At 73.3% G+C, this 12,600-nt stretch carries 15 protein-coding genes; 11 read left to right on the top strand and 4 right to left on the bottom strand.

Annotated elements, in window-relative coordinates:
- On the top strand, positions 1-707 hold a 707-nt coding region (locus tag IF17_RS0116345; RefSeq protein ID WP_425315170.1), incomplete at its 5' end, for a TerD family protein.
- A gap of 51 nt (positions 708-758) precedes the next feature.
- Here the strand turns inward: IF17_RS0116345 and IF17_RS0116340 are convergent.
- Complete coding sequence (locus IF17_RS0116340; protein WP_030566552.1) at positions 759-1,958, bottom strand: glycosyltransferase; 1,200 nt, start codon at positions 1,956-1,958, stop codon at positions 759-761.
- A 58-nt stretch (positions 1,959-2,016) separates the two neighbouring features.
- Here IF17_RS0116340 and IF17_RS0116335 point away from each other — a divergent pair, with 58 nt between their 5' ends.
- The 4 genes from IF17_RS0116335 to IF17_RS0116320 all read left to right on the top strand — a co-directional run bounded on the left by IF17_RS0116335 (position 2,017) and on the right by IF17_RS0116320 (position 5,625).
- Positions 2,017-2,802, top strand: coding sequence for a glutamate racemase (locus IF17_RS0116335; protein WP_030566550.1), 786 nt, complete (start codon positions 2,017-2,019; stop codon positions 2,800-2,802).
- 48 nt (positions 2,803-2,850) lie between these two features.
- Complete coding sequence (locus tag IF17_RS0116330) at positions 2,851-3,414, top strand: hypothetical protein (protein WP_030566547.1); 564 nt, start codon at positions 2,851-2,853, stop codon at positions 3,412-3,414.
- A 106-nt stretch (positions 3,415-3,520) separates the two neighbouring features.
- Positions 3,521-5,110 (top strand): apolipoprotein N-acyltransferase, encoded by a 1,590-nt coding sequence (gene lnt / locus IF17_RS0116325; RefSeq protein ID WP_030566545.1) that lies wholly within the window; start codon positions 3,521-3,523, stop codon positions 5,108-5,110.
- Positions 5,111-5,142: 32 nt separating this feature from the next.
- Positions 5,143-5,625, top strand: coding sequence for an NUDIX hydrolase (locus IF17_RS0116320; RefSeq protein WP_030566543.1), 483 nt, complete (start codon positions 5,143-5,145; stop codon positions 5,623-5,625).
- 3 nt (positions 5,626-5,628) lie between these two features.
- Here the strand turns inward: IF17_RS0116320 and proP are convergent, their stop codons facing one another.
- Positions 5,629-7,128 (bottom strand): glycine betaine/L-proline transporter ProP, encoded by a 1,500-nt coding sequence (proP, locus tag IF17_RS0116315; RefSeq protein ID WP_030566541.1) that lies wholly within the window; start codon positions 7,126-7,128, stop codon positions 5,629-5,631.
- Between the two features lie 196 nt (positions 7,129-7,324).
- Here proP and IF17_RS0116310 point away from each other — a divergent pair, with 196 nt between their 5' ends.
- From IF17_RS0116310 to IF17_RS0116300, 3 genes are all read left to right on the top strand, one after another.
- Positions 7,325-7,798, top strand: coding sequence for a carboxymuconolactone decarboxylase family protein (locus tag IF17_RS0116310; RefSeq protein ID WP_030566539.1), 474 nt, complete (start codon positions 7,325-7,327; stop codon positions 7,796-7,798).
- A gap of 39 nt (positions 7,799-7,837) precedes the next feature.
- Positions 7,838-8,767: an oxidoreductase gene (locus tag IF17_RS0116305; RefSeq protein WP_030566536.1), complete on the top strand. Its 930-nt coding sequence runs from the start codon at positions 7,838-7,840 to the stop codon at positions 8,765-8,767.
- A gap of 109 nt (positions 8,768-8,876) precedes the next feature.
- A complete protein-coding gene (locus IF17_RS0116300; RefSeq protein ID WP_030566534.1) occupies positions 8,877-9,662 on the top strand; it encodes an SAM-dependent methyltransferase in 786 nt (261 codons plus the stop codon).
- Between the two features lie 59 nt (positions 9,663-9,721).
- Here the strand turns inward: IF17_RS0116300 and IF17_RS1000000138540 are convergent, their stop codons facing one another.
- Complete coding sequence (locus IF17_RS1000000138540) at positions 9,722-10,405, bottom strand: hypothetical protein (RefSeq protein ID WP_030566532.1); 684 nt, start codon at positions 10,403-10,405, stop codon at positions 9,722-9,724.
- A gap of 127 nt (positions 10,406-10,532) precedes the next feature.
- Here IF17_RS1000000138540 and IF17_RS0116290 point away from each other — a divergent pair, with 127 nt between their 5' ends.
- The 3 genes from IF17_RS0116290 to IF17_RS0116280 all read left to right on the top strand — a co-directional run bounded on the left by IF17_RS0116290 (position 10,533) and on the right by IF17_RS0116280 (position 12,000).
- A complete protein-coding gene (locus tag IF17_RS0116290) occupies positions 10,533-10,964 on the top strand; it encodes an Hsp20/alpha crystallin family protein (RefSeq protein WP_030566530.1) in 432 nt (143 codons plus the stop codon).
- Between the two features lie 108 nt (positions 10,965-11,072).
- Positions 11,073-11,468: a DUF2267 domain-containing protein gene (locus tag IF17_RS0116285; RefSeq protein WP_030566528.1), complete on the top strand. Its 396-nt coding sequence runs from the start codon at positions 11,073-11,075 to the stop codon at positions 11,466-11,468.
- Positions 11,469-11,565: 97 nt separating this feature from the next.
- Complete coding sequence (locus IF17_RS0116280; RefSeq protein WP_030566526.1) at positions 11,566-12,000, top strand: DUF2267 domain-containing protein; 435 nt, start codon at positions 11,566-11,568, stop codon at positions 11,998-12,000.
- A 55-nt stretch (positions 12,001-12,055) separates the two neighbouring features.
- On the opposite strand, the gene IF17_RS0116275 is transcribed toward IF17_RS0116280, so the two are convergent.
- Complete coding sequence (locus tag IF17_RS0116275; RefSeq protein ID WP_030566523.1) at positions 12,056-12,544, bottom strand: beta-class carbonic anhydrase; 489 nt, start codon at positions 12,542-12,544, stop codon at positions 12,056-12,058.
- Positions 12,545-12,600: the final 56 nt, after the last annotated feature.

Genomic DNA, 12,600 nt, shown 5'->3' with positions numbered 1-12,600 from the left:
AGACGGCATACGAGATTTCTGCCTGTCTCGTGGGCTCGGAGATGTGTATAAGAGACAGCCCGCAGCCCGTGCGGCTGTCCAAGGTCACGCTGACCAAGGAGGCCCCGTCCGTCTCCCTCGCCAAGCAGGGCGGCACCTCCGGCGCGCTCCGCGTCAACCTCAACTGGGAGGTGCGCAAGCAGTTCAAGGGCTGGGGAGCGAAGCTCGGCCGGGCCGTCGCGATGCACGGGGACCTCGACCTCGACCTCTGCGCGCTGTACGAACTCACCGACGGCCGCAAGGGCGTCGTGCAGGCTCTCGGCAACGCCTTCGGCTCGCTGGCCCAGCCGCCCTTCATCCACCTCGACGGCGACGACCGCACCGGCGCGCTCTCCACCGGCGAGAACATGACCGTCAACCTCGACCGCAAGGACCTGCTCCGCCGCGTCCTGATCTTCGTCACCATCTACGAGGGCGCCCGCAGCTTCGCCGACCTGCACGCCACGGTCACCCTCCAGCCGCAGAACGGCGCGGCGATCGACTTCTCCCTCGACGAGTGCACCGTCCCCTCCACGGTCTGCGCGCTCGCGCTGATCACCAACAACGGCGGTGACCTCACCGTGCAGCGCGAGGCCCGCTACCTGGTGCCCGACCGTGGTGTCAGCCCGCAGCGCACCATCGACGCCGCCTACGGCTGGGGCATGAACTGGACCCCCGGCCGCAAATGAGCCCCGAATGACCCGCGCCGCCGCCCGGCCGGACCCGGCGCCCCCGCGGCGTCACCGGCCCGGCGCGGCCCCGGCCGTCCCGTCCGGATCGGGCCGGGCGTAGGTACGGCCCTTCCAGGCGGCACCCCGCCCCCGGTAGTGCTGGACCGCCGAGTCCACCGTCATCAGCAGGTACAGCACCGCCGTGAGCGGCAGCAGCGGCCCGAGCCACGGCGACTGGCGGTAGTACGCCAGCATCGGCAGGTACGTCGCCGTCATCACCGCCCAGGCCGCGCCACCGGCCCAGGTCGCCACCCCGTCGCCGGTCGCCAGCCCCGCCACCAGCGTCACGGGCGGCCCCAGGTAGACCAGCGCCAGCCCCGGGACCGTCCCCGCCAGCAGCAGCGGACTGTGCCGCAACTGCGCGTACGCGCTCCGCGCCACCATCCGCCACAGGTCCCTCAGCCCCGGATACGGCCGCACGCTGTCCACCCGGTCCGCGAGCCCCAGCCAGATCCGGCCGCCGCCGCGCCGCACCTCCCGCGCCAGCGACACGTCGTCGATCACCGCCTGCCGGATCGACTCCGGGATCCGCGCCCGCTCGGCCGCCTCCGTCCGCAGCAGCACACAGCCGCCCGCCGCGGCGGCCGTCCGCGACCCGGCCCGGTTCACCCGGCGGAACGGGTAGAGCTGCCCGAAGAAGTAGACGAACGCGGGCACCACCAGACGCTCCCAGAAGCTCTCCACGCGCAGCCGCGCCATCTGCGACACCAGATCGTAGCCGTCCGGGCCCTCGGTCCCGGCCGCCGCCACCAGGTCCCGCAGGCTGTCCGGCTCGTGCGCGATGTCCGCGTCCGTCAGCAGCAGGAAGTCCGGTTCGTGGAGCCGGGCCAGCGCGATGCCGTGCCGCAGCGCCCAGAGCTTGCCCGTCCACCCCGGCTCCGGCTCCCCGGGCTCCGCCACGGTCAGCGGCAGGCCGCCGAACCGTGCGGCCAGCTCACGGGCCAGCTGCCCGGTGCCGTCGCCGGAGCAGTCGTCGACCAGGATGATCCGGGCTTCGCCCGGGTAGTCCTGGACCAGCAGCGAGGGCAGGCTCACCGGCAGCATCTCCGCCTCGTCGCGGGCCGGTACGACCACCGCCACCGACGGCCAGCGAGCGGGGTCGGTGCGCCGGGGGAGCCGCTGGTCGGTCCGCCAGTAGAAGCCCTGCCCCAGCAGCAGCCACACCCACGCGATCAGTGAACCCACGGCGATCCAGGCAACGGCGCTCATTCGCCGCAGTCTGCCCCACGGAGCCCGGTCCGCAAGGGCTGTCGGCTAGGGTGACCGGGTGAAGATCGCGCTCATGGACTCCGGAATCGGCCTGCTGGCGGCAGCGGCCGCCGTTCGCCGGCTGCGGCCCGACGCCGAGCTGGTCGTCTCCTCCGACCCCGGCTCCATGCCCTGGGGCCCGCGCACCCCCGAGGACGTCACCGCCCGCGCGCTGGCCGTGGCCCGCGCCGCCGCCGCCCGCCGGCCGGACGCCCTGATCGTCGCCTGCAACACCGCCTCCGTCCACGCCCTGCCCGCGCTCCGCGCCGCACTGGAGCCCGCGCTCCCGGTCATCGGCACCGTCCCCGCCATCAAGCCCGCCGCCGCGGGCGGCGGCCCGGTCGCCATCTGGGCCACCCCGGCCACCACCGGCAGCCCCTACCAGCGCGGGCTGATCGACGAGTTCGCCGGGGCCGTCGACGTCACCGAGGTCCCCTGCCCGGGCCTCGCCGACGCCATCGAGCACGGCGACGAGGCCGGCATCGACCGCGCCGTCGCCGCTGCCGCCGCCCTCACCCCACCGGGCGTACGGGCCGTGGTCCTCGGCTGCACCCACTACGAGCTGGTCGCCGACCGCATCCGCGCCGCCGTCCAGCAGCCCGGCCGGCCGCCGCTGGTCCTGCACGGCTCCGCCGGGGCCGTCGCCGCCCAGGCGCTGCGCCGGATCGGTGCCGAGGCCGCTCCGACGGCCGAACCGTCCGGCACGCTCACCGTCCTCCTCGCCGGCCGCCCCGGCACCCTGCCGGAGCCCGCTCTGGCCTACGCGGAGGGCCGCACCCTCCAGGCAGCGGCCCCCGCCCGCTGACCCCGCGGCCCCCGGGCCGGGCGGCTTGATCGTGGGTACGCTGCGGATATGACGGACCACCCCGAGCGCGCGCACCACGGCTCGTCGCAGGCCCCGTCCACCGTCTGGACCGGCCGCGCGACCAACCGCATCCAGTGGCTCCTGGCCCTGGCGGGCGCGGGCTGCATGGCTCTGGGCATCGAGCTCGCCGTCGGCTCGCCCTGGTCGTCCGGGTTCGCCCCGCTGCTGATGTCCGTCATCGGCTGCCTCGCCGCCGGACTGCTCATCCTCTTCGGGACGCTCGCCTTCGTCCATGTGGCCGTGAAGGTCGACGGGGACGCCCTGGAGGTCCGCTGCGGCCACGCCGGGCTGCCGCGCCGCAGGATCCTGATCACCCATGTGGTCGGCGCCGAGTACGTGGCCAAGATCAACCCGCGCCAGTGGGGCGGCTGGGGCTACCGCTGGCGCCCCGAACAGGGGACCGCCGTCGTGGTGCGCAAGGGCGAGGGCATGGCCCTGCTGCTCGGTGACGGCCGCACCTTCACCGTCACGGTGGACGACGCGGAGAGCGCCGTACGGTTCATCCGCGAACGCATGCACCTGGCCGCCGGCGCGGAGCGGGACCGGGACTGACCACGCGGACGCTGCGGGGAACGGGCACGCGGCGGCCCCTCGCGGCCCCAGGCCGTCCCCCCGGTTCACAGCCGCCCACCGTAGACTCCGCCAGGTGAGCGCCACTATGACCCCCGTCGACGAACCGCGGCCCGCGCCGACGCCCCCGACCGCCGGACTGCCGCAGCGACTCCTGCGTCCGGCCGCCGCAGCCCTCTCCGGCGTGCTGCTCTACGCGAGCTTCCCGCCCCGGCCGCTCTGGTGGCTCGTCCTGCCCGGCTTCGCCCTGCTCGGCTGGGTCCTGTACGGGCGCAGGCTGCGCGCCGCCTTCGGTCTCGGGCTGCTGTCCGGGCTCGGGTTCATGCTCCCGCTGCTGCACTGGACCGGCGAGGACGTCGGCCCGGTGCCGTGGCTCGCCCTCGCCGCCGCCGAGGCGCTCTTCATCGCGGTGGGCTGCCTGGGGATCGCCGCCGTGTCCCGGCTCGCGTACTGGCCGTTCTGGGCGGCCGCGGTCTGGACCCTGGACGAGGCGGTCCGGGCCCGGATCCCGTTCGGCGGCTTCCCCTGGGGCAAGATCGCCTTCGGGCAGGCGGAGAGCCTGTTCCTGCCGCTCGCCGCGCTCGGCGGCACCCCGCTGCTCTCCTTCGCCGTCGTGCTGTGCGGCTTCGGTCTCTACGAGGCCGTGCGCCGCTTCCGTACGTACCGCGCGACCGGCGAGATCCCCCGCGCCGCCGTCGCCGGAGCCGCCGCCTGCGTCCTCGTACCCGTCGTGGCCGCGCTTGCCTCGCTCCCGCTCGTCGACGACTCCGCCGAGGACGGCACCGCCACCGTCGCCGCGATCCAGGGCAATGTGCCCCGCCTCGGCCTCGACTTCAACGCCCAGCGCCGCGCCGTCCTGGACAACCACGCCAAGCGCACCACCCAGCTCGCCGACGAGGTGAAGGCGGGCAAGGCGAAGCAGCCGGACTTCGTCCTCTGGCCGGAGAACTCCTCCGACCTCGACCCGTACCTCAACGCCGACGCCCGCCAGGTCATCGACGACGCGGTGAAGGCCATCGGTGTCCCCACCGTCGTCGGCTCGGTGGTCGAGAAGGGCTCCGACAGCCTGCGCAACACCCTGATCGAGTGGGACCCGGACCGGGGCCCGGTCGACACCTACGACAAGCGGCACATCCAGCCGTTCGGCGAGTACATGCCGATGCGGACGGTCGCCCGCTTCTTCAGCGAGGACGTCGACCGCGTCCAGCGCGAGTTCGTGCCCGGCAGCAAGGTCGGCGTCTTCGACCTCGCCGGTACGAAGGTGGGGATGGTGACCTGCTACGAGGCCGCCTTCGACGACGCCGCCCGCGACACCGTCCTCCACGGCGGCCAGATGATCGCCGTGCCCAGCAACAACGCGACCTTCGGCCGCAGCGAGATGACCTACCAGCAGCTCGCCATGTCCCAGGTCCGGGCCGTCGAGCACGGGCGGGCCGTGGTCGTCCCCGTCACCAGCGGGGTCAGCGCGGTCATCCGCCCCGACGGCACGATCGCCGACCGGAGCGGCATGTTCACCCCCGACGCCCTGGTCGCCGAGGTCCCGCTGCGTTCCTCGCTCACCCCCGCCACCCGGATGGGCCCCCTGCCGGAGGGCATCATCGCCCTGCTGGCCGTGGCGGGCCTGGGCTGGGCAGGCGTGTCGGCGGCCCGGGTGCGGCGGGAGCGGGGCACCGCGTAGCAGCCGGGAACCGGCCACGTAGGCTCGGATCCATGGCGACTCCCGACTTCATCCGCACCATCCGCGCCACCGCCGGACACCAGCTGCTCCTGCTGCCCGGGGTGACCGCCATCGTCTTCGACGACGAGGGCCGGGTGCTGCTGGGGCGGCGCGCGGACACCGGCAAATGGTCGGTGATCGGCGGCATCTCGGAGCCGGGGGAGGAGCCCGCCCTGACGGCGGAGCGCGAGGTGCTGGAGGAGACCGGGGTGCACTGCGTGGCCGAGCGGCTGGTCCTCACCCAGGCGCTCCAGCCCGTGCAGTACGCCAACGGCGACTGCTGCCAGTACCTCGACATCACCTTCCGCTGCCGGGCGACCGGCGGCGAGGCCCGGGTCAACGACGACGAGTCGCTGGAGGTGGGCTGGTTCCCGCTGGACGGGCTGCCGCCGCTCGCCGAGTTCGCCCTCTTCCGGATCAAGCAGGCGCTGACGGAGGGGCCGGCCTGGTTCCAGCCGACGCAGGTCGACGCCTGACGCCTACTTTTCGGGCCCCCGCCACAGATGGCGCACCCGGAGCCAGACATCGCGGGCCTGTCGGCCCGCCGTCGTACGGCTCCGCGCGACGAGCTGCCGGGCCTGCTCGGGCGTCTCCACCATGGGCCCCGAGCCGCGCAGCGGCCGCCCCGCCGTCTCGTGGAGGAAGAAGGTGGCCACCAGCCCGATCACCCCGGCCACCATCAGGTAGTACGCGGGCACCATCTCGTCGCCGGTCGCCTCCACGAGCGTGGAGGCGAACAGGGGGGTGGTGCCGCCGAAGAGCGAGACGGAGATGTTGAAGGCGATCGACAGCGCCCCGTACCGCAGCCGCGTCGGGAACAGGGCGGGCAGTGTCGAGGCCGCCGTACCCGCGAAGCAGACCAGGAGCAGCCCCAGCACCGCGCAGCCGATGGCCGGCAGCAGGATCCCGCCCTGCCGGATCAGCAGGAACGCGGGCGAGGCCAGCACGATCAGGGCCACGCTGCCCGCCATGAACACCGGTCTGCGGCCCCAGCGGTCCGAGGTGCGGCCGACCGTCGTGATCATCACCACCACCAGCAGCATCGTGCCGAGGACCAGCAGCTGGGACGTGGTCTCCGGTTCGCCGAGCGTCTGGGACATGTAGGTCGGCAGATAGGACGTGACCATGTAGTTGGTGACGTTGTAGAGCAGCACCAGCCCCATGCAGATGAGGACCGCCTGCCAGTGGCGGGTGAAGATCTCCTTGAGCCGCCCCTTCCCCGACTGGCGCGCCTCCTCCACCGGATCGTTCTCCGTACACGCCTGCGCCTGGGCCTCCTCCTCGCGCTGGAACGCAGGGGTCTCCTCCAGCTTGAGCCGCATGTAGAGCCCGATCAGGCCCATCGGGCCCGCCACGAAGAACGGGATGCGCCAGCCCCAGTCGGTCATCCCGTCGGTGCCGAGGACGGCGGTGAGCACGGTGACCAGGCCGGAGCCGAGCGAGTAGCCGACGAACGTGCCGAAGTCGAGCCAGCTGCCGAGGAAGCCGCGCCGCTTGTCGGGGGCGTACTCGGCGATGTACGTGGTGGCGCCCGCGTACTCCCCGCCGGTCGAGAAGCCCTGCACCAGACGGCAGACCAGCAGCAGGAGCGGGGCGGCGAAGCCGATCGCGGCGTACGTGGGGAGGAAGCCGACGGCGAACGTACTGGCCGCCATCATGATCATGGTGAGCGCCAGCACCTTCTGGCGTCCCACGCGGTCGCCCAGCGGCCCGAAGACCAGTCCGCCGAGCGGGCGCACCAGGAAGGCGGCGGCGAAGGTCGCGAAGGTGGAGACGACCTGGGCGCCGGGGGAGCTGGAGGGGAAGAACACCTTGCCGAGCGTTCCGGCCAGGTAGGCGTAGACGCCGAAGTCGAACCACTCCATGGTGTTGCCGAGGGCGGCGGCCGTGACGGCCCGGCGCACCTTCGGCGGGTCGGTGACGGTGACGTCCTGCTCGCGCAGGGACCTCTTCCGTCGGCGGATGACCGTGCGGACCATCCGCTCCACTGCGGCGTTGTCGTTCCCTCGGCGCGGCACCTTCCGATTCTTGGCCCGCCGCCCACGCCCGGCCTCCCGGGCGGCCCGCACGGGTGACCCGGCCACCCGTGCATCCGTGACAGGCCGCGTGTCACATCCCGGCGGGCCCGTCCGTCGTAGGGGTGTAGCGACCGACAACGGCGAAGGAGCCGAAAAGATGAACGCCCGTGTGAACGTCCTCGGCAGCCCGACCACGGCCACGATCCTCAAGCACCTGACGGCGGCGGGCCGGGCGGTCTCGGAGACGGGGCTGTCCACCACCACGCAGGAGCTGGTGAAGATCCGGGCCAGCCAGATCAACGGCTGCGGGTTCTGCACCGACATGCACACCAAGGAGGCCGAGGCCGCCGGGGAGACGTCCCTGCGCCTCAACCTGATCGCGGTGTGGCGGGAGGCCACGGTCTTCACCGACGCCGAGCGCGCCGCCCTGGAGCTGACCGAGCAGGGCACCCGCATCGCGGACGCGGCCGGCGGGGTCCCGGACGAGGTCTGGGCGCGGGCCGCCGAGCACTTCGACGAGGACCAGCTCGTCGCGCTGGTCTCCCTGATCGCCCTCATCAACGCCTTCAACCGGCTGAACGTGATCGTCCAGCAGCCGGCGGGCGACTACAAGGTGGGCCAGTTCGGCTGACCGGTGTGTGACCCGGCCCCGGCCGGGGAGGTGTGCGGCATGCACTCCTGGAATCTCCACGACATGCCCGACCTCTCCGGCAGGACCGCCGTGGTCACCGGCGCCAACAGCGGCATCGGGGCCGTCACCGCGCTCGCCCTCGCCCGCTCCGGCGCCCGTACCGTCCTCGCCTGCCGCGACGCCGAGCGGGGCCGGCGCGCACTGGAGGCCGTACGCCGCGCCGCACCGCGCTCCGACACCCGCCTCGTCCGTCTCGACCTCGCGGATCTGGCGTCGGTGGCCGAAGCGGCCGACAGCATCACGAAGGAGGTGGACGGCCGCCTCGACCTCCTGGTGAACAACGCCGGCGTGATGGCCCTGCCGCTCCTGCGCACGGCGGACGGCTTCGAGATGCAGTTCGGCACCAACCACCTCGGCCACTTCGCCCTGACGCTCCGGCTGCTGCCGGTGCTCGGCGTGGCGGGACCGGCCCGGGTGGCGACCCTGTCCTCGCTGGGGCACCACATCGGCCGCATCGACCTCGACGACCTCAACGCCGAGCGCGGGTACAGCAAGTGGGGCGCCTACGCGCAGTCCAAGCTCGCCAACCTGCTCTTCACCGCCGAACTCGACCGCCGCGCCCGGGCCGCCGGCCGCGACCTGCTCGCCCTCGCCGCGCACCCCGGCCTCGCCGCGACGGAGCTCGGGCAGGCGGGCCCGAAGCTGTCCGGCCGGAACTGGGCGGCGAAGCTGGAGCGGGCATCGCGCCTGTACACCCAGCCCGCCTCCGCCGGCGCCCTGCCCACGCTGTACGCGGCGACGCTTCCGGACGCGCCCGGCGCCTCGTACTACGGCCCTCGGCACCTGGGCGAGACCCGGGGAGCCCCGGGCCCGGCGCGCAGGTCCGCCCGGGCGCGGGACATGGGCATGGCGCGGGCGCTGTGGGAGGAGTCGGCGCGCCTGACGGGCCTGGACGCGGACCTCGTCTGAGGCAGGGGCGGTCAGCGGGAACCGGGATGGCGATGTACGGTCAGCTCAAGGCTCTCACCGGCGGTTATTCGGTCAACGGCCTTGTACGGACAGTGAGTAGAGGAGAGACATGAGCGTCGACGACGTCGAGTTCCGCCGCAGGATCCGCTCCGACGTCCCGCACTCGGCGAGGGTGTGGAACGCCTGGCTGGGTGGCAAGGACAACTACCCCGTGGACCGCGAACTGGCCGATGCGGTCAGCGCGGCCTACCCGCAGATGGTCGACATCGCGCGCGCCTCCCGCGCGTTCCAGGCCCGTGCGATCCGGCACCTCGCCTCCCTGGGCGTCCGCCAGTTCCTGGACGTGGGCACCGGCCTGCCGGTGGCGAACAGCACCCACGAGGTGGCCCAGGGCATCGCGCCCGACGCGCGGATCGTCTACGTCGACAACGACCCCATCGTCCTCGCCCACGCCCATGCCCTGCTGACCAGCGCCCCGGAGGGCCGGACGGAGTACGTGGAGGCCGATCTGTCCGACACGGACACGGTGGTGGACGAGGCGGCGAAGACGCTCGACCTGTCCGAGCCCGTCGCCGTCCTGCTGCTCTCGACGCTGGGGCACCTGACCCCGGCCGACGGCATCGATGTCGTGCAGCGGTACATGGCCCGGATGCCCTCGGGCAGCTACCTGGTCCTCTGCGACACGGTGAAGACACCGCAGACGCTCGCCGCGCAGGAGGCGTACGACTCCGGCGAGAACCCGCCGTACCTGGTCCGGGAGCCGGAGGAGATCACCGGCTGCGCCGAGGGCCTGGAGATCATCGAGCCGGGCTTCCTGTCGATCGCCCTGTGGCGTCCCGAGGAGGACGACCCGGTGCTGGTCGACCAGTGGGGTCTGGTGGCCCGCAAGCCGTAGGCGGTGAGCGGGACGGTGCGGTGAGCTGAGCGGCGGAGGCCCCCCGGGGCCTCCGCCGCTCAGCTGTTCTGCCGCCGGGCGGTGGTGTCCTCGCGGAGCTCTCCGGTGAGGCGGCTGAGCGAGTCGATCCGGTCGGCCAACTGCCTGTGGCCCGACGGCAGATGGGGCCGGACCGCCCCAAGCGGGGCGACGAGGAGAGCGGCGTCGTCGGCGGCGAGGGCCCGGCGCAGACGGTCCAGCGGCGGGCCGGCGGGGGAGGGGAGGCCGGTCAGGGCGGTGACCTGGCCGGCGAGCGAGCGCAGCTCCGCCGCGTTCTCCCGTGCCCAGGTGGTGATGGTGCGGTCGGCCGCCCGGCGGTCCCGGGTGGCCTTGACCCGCTGCTCCCCGGTGGAGCCGAGCGACCCCGGGCGCAGACGCAGGTAGCGGCGCTCGGCCGCCTGCCGGCTGGCGACGCCCAGCGGGTCCGCCAGATCGGCCCAACTGGCTCCCGCCGCACGGGCCGCCTCGATCAGCCCGGTCTCCCAGCCCGCGAGCCGCTCCCGCACCTCCCGCAGCAGCTGGAGCGAGGCCAGTGCCTGGGCCCGGTCGGGATCGGCCGTCTCGCCGTCGGGCCGGTCCGCCGTGGCGGCCCTGGCCTCGCGGACCGCGTCGTCGATGACCCCCAGCGCCGCCGCGGCGGCGAGGAGGGAGACGGCGTCCGGATCGGGGTGGCGGGCCGGATCGGGTTGCTCCGCTGCTGGCACCGTGGCTCCTCTGCGAGATTGTCGTCCTTCCGGTGACATTTCATTTGTCATCGAATGGATGACATGCTACAACGGATTCAGATGAAACGCGCGGGCTACCGCCCGACCGACTGGAGGTGTTTCCGCCATGCTCATGCGTACCGACCCCTTCCGTGAACTCGACCGGATCACCGAGCAGATCCTGCGCCCCGGCACATGGTCGCGGCCGTCGGCGATGCCGATGGACGCGTACCGCGAGGGTGACGAGTACGTGGTGGCGTTCGATCTTCCCGGGGTCTCGCCGGACGCGATCGACATCGACGTCGAGCGCAACATGCTGACCGTCCGGGCCGAGCGCCGTCCGGCCGTCGACACGGACGACGTGCAGATGGAGCTTTCCGAGCGTCCGCTGGGCGTGTTCTCCCGCCAGATCGTCCTGGCCGACACGCTGGACACCGAGCGCATCGACGCCGGCTACGACGCGGGTGTACTGACCCTGCGTATCCCGATCGCCGAGCGGGCCAAGCCGCGCAAGATCTCCATCGCCGGCGGCTCCTCGCGCAAGCAGATCAAGGGCTGAACCGGTACGCCCGTCCGTGACGGGTGCCGGGCCGGATCTCCCCTTCTCCCCCTCCCGGCCCGGCACCCGTCCCCGCCCGAGGGGGGACAGCCCGAGGGAGCGGTCACCGTGACCCTGCGATGGGAGGCGTTCCTGGACCGGGTCCAGGAACGCGGCACGTACGAGAACCGGGAAGAGGCCGAGCGCGCCGCACGCGTCGTCCTGGCCCTTCTCGGCGCCCACCTGGTGGGCCGGGAGCGGGCCGAGCTCGCCGCCCGGCTCCCCGAGACCATGGCCCTGATCCTGCTCAACCCGCTGCGGGCCGCCGAACCGCTCACGCCGGAGCGGTTCGTGCGTGCCACGGCGGCCTGGATCGAGGGCGCCACCGAACGGACGGCGATGTGGGACGTGGGGGCCGTCCTCAGCGTCGCCGCCGACGCGGCCGGCGAGGACCTGCTGCGCCGCATCCTTCTCCAGCTGCCGACGGGGTACGACCTCCTTTTCGGCCATCCGCAGCCCCTGTGACCCGCCGAATACCCCCCAGGGGGTGTACGACGGCGCTTTCGGAGAAGAAGCCAGAGACAACCGACACCGCACGACGACGAGAAGGGCTGCCGCCGCCATGATTCCTGAGCCTCGGACTATCGCCGCCCCGAAGGCCATGACGTTCGACCGGCTGCTGGAGAAGATCAGATACGAGGGCGCCTACCCCACCCGGGAGCGGGCCGAGGAAGCCCTCCGTGCCGTCCTGGGCGGGCTCGGCGCCCAGATCACCGGCGAGGAGCGGGTCGCGTTCGCCGCCGCGCTCCCCAGGGAGGCCGCCCTGGTGTTCGCCGCCGAGGCTCCCGGCATCGCCCCGGCGCCGGCCGCCCGGTTCGTGGACGACCTGGCCGTGCGGACCGGCGGCACCGCGGCGACCGCCCGCTGGGACGCGGGTACGGTACTGGCCGCGGTCGGCGCACTGATGGACCCGGCGCTGGTCACCCGGATCATCGAGGCCCTGCCGACCGGTTACGCCCTGCTCTTCGGCCGCGCGCAGCTCACCACGGCGGCCTGAGCGCGCCGGCCCGGCCCGCGGCTCTCGCCACGGGCGGCGGCAGCCCCACCGGCCGTCAGACGACCTCGTCGAGGCGGCCGGTGGCGACGTCGAAGACGAAGCCGCGGACCTGGCCGGTGTGCGGGATGAACGGACTGCCCGTCACCCGCCGCAGGGACTGCCGTACGTCGTCGGCCGCGTCCGGAAACGCCTCGGCGGACCACGGCGGCCGGATACCGGTCTCCTTCTCGATGCCCTGGCGGAACGCGTCGTCGGAGAACGTCACCATGCCGCAGTCGGTGTGGTGGATCAGCACGATCTCCCGCGTACCCAGGAGCCGCTGACTGATCGCCAGGGACCGCACCACATCCTCCGTGACCACGCCCCCGGCGTTCCTGATGACATGCGCGTCCCCCTCGGCGAGACCGAGGATGCCGTACGGGTTCAGCCGCGCGTCCATGCAGGCGACGACGGCCGTCCTACGGGCGGGGGGAAGCGGAAGGGGACCGTCGAACGTCGACGCGTACACCTCGTTGTGGGCGAGGAACTCCTCGGTCACGCTCATGGCTGCTCCAGGTGCTCGGCGCGGGGGGAGCCCCGAACCTACGCAGCCCCGCGGGC

Source organism: Streptomyces cyaneofuscatus, assembly GCF_000718135.1.
Lineage (GTDB): Bacteria > Actinomycetota > Actinomycetes > Streptomycetales > Streptomycetaceae > Streptomyces > Streptomyces cyaneofuscatus.
Note: the sequence above shows the minus strand (reverse complement) of the source record. Positions and strands in the feature narration are given on the sequence as shown.

Bases quoted from the DNA above. Each gene is read 5' to 3' on its own strand.
- IF17_RS0116300 (WP_030566534.1), top strand. From the start codon at position 8,877: ATGAGCGTCGACGACGTCGAGTTCCGCCGCAGGATCCGCTCCGACGTC.
- IF17_RS0116310 (WP_030566539.1), top strand. From the start codon at position 7,325: ATGAACGCCCGTGTGAACGTCCTCGGCAGCCCGACCACGGCCACGATC.
- lnt (WP_030566545.1), top strand. From the start codon at position 3,521: ATGACCCCCGTCGACGAACCGCGGCCCGCGCCGACGCCCCCGACCGCC.
- IF17_RS0116320 (WP_030566543.1), top strand. From the start codon at position 5,143: ATGGCGACTCCCGACTTCATCCGCACCATCCGCGCCACCGCCGGACAC.
- IF17_RS0116290 (WP_030566530.1), top strand. From the start codon at position 10,533: ATGCTCATGCGTACCGACCCCTTCCGTGAACTCGACCGGATCACCGAG.
- proP (WP_030566541.1), bottom strand. From the start codon at position 7,128: ATGGTCCGCACGGTCATCCGCCGACGGAAGAGGTCCCTGCGCGAGCAG.
- IF17_RS0116305 (WP_030566536.1), top strand. From the start codon at position 7,838: ATGCACTCCTGGAATCTCCACGACATGCCCGACCTCTCCGGCAGGACC.
- IF17_RS0116275 (WP_030566523.1), bottom strand. From the start codon at position 12,544: ATGAGCGTGACCGAGGAGTTCCTCGCCCACAACGAGGTGTACGCGTCG.
- IF17_RS0116330 (WP_030566547.1), top strand. From the start codon at position 2,851: ATGACGGACCACCCCGAGCGCGCGCACCACGGCTCGTCGCAGGCCCCG.
- IF17_RS0116280 (WP_030566526.1), top strand. From the start codon at position 11,566: ATGATTCCTGAGCCTCGGACTATCGCCGCCCCGAAGGCCATGACGTTC.
- IF17_RS0116340 (WP_030566552.1), bottom strand. From the start codon at position 1,958: ATGAGCGCCGTTGCCTGGATCGCCGTGGGTTCACTGATCGCGTGGGTG.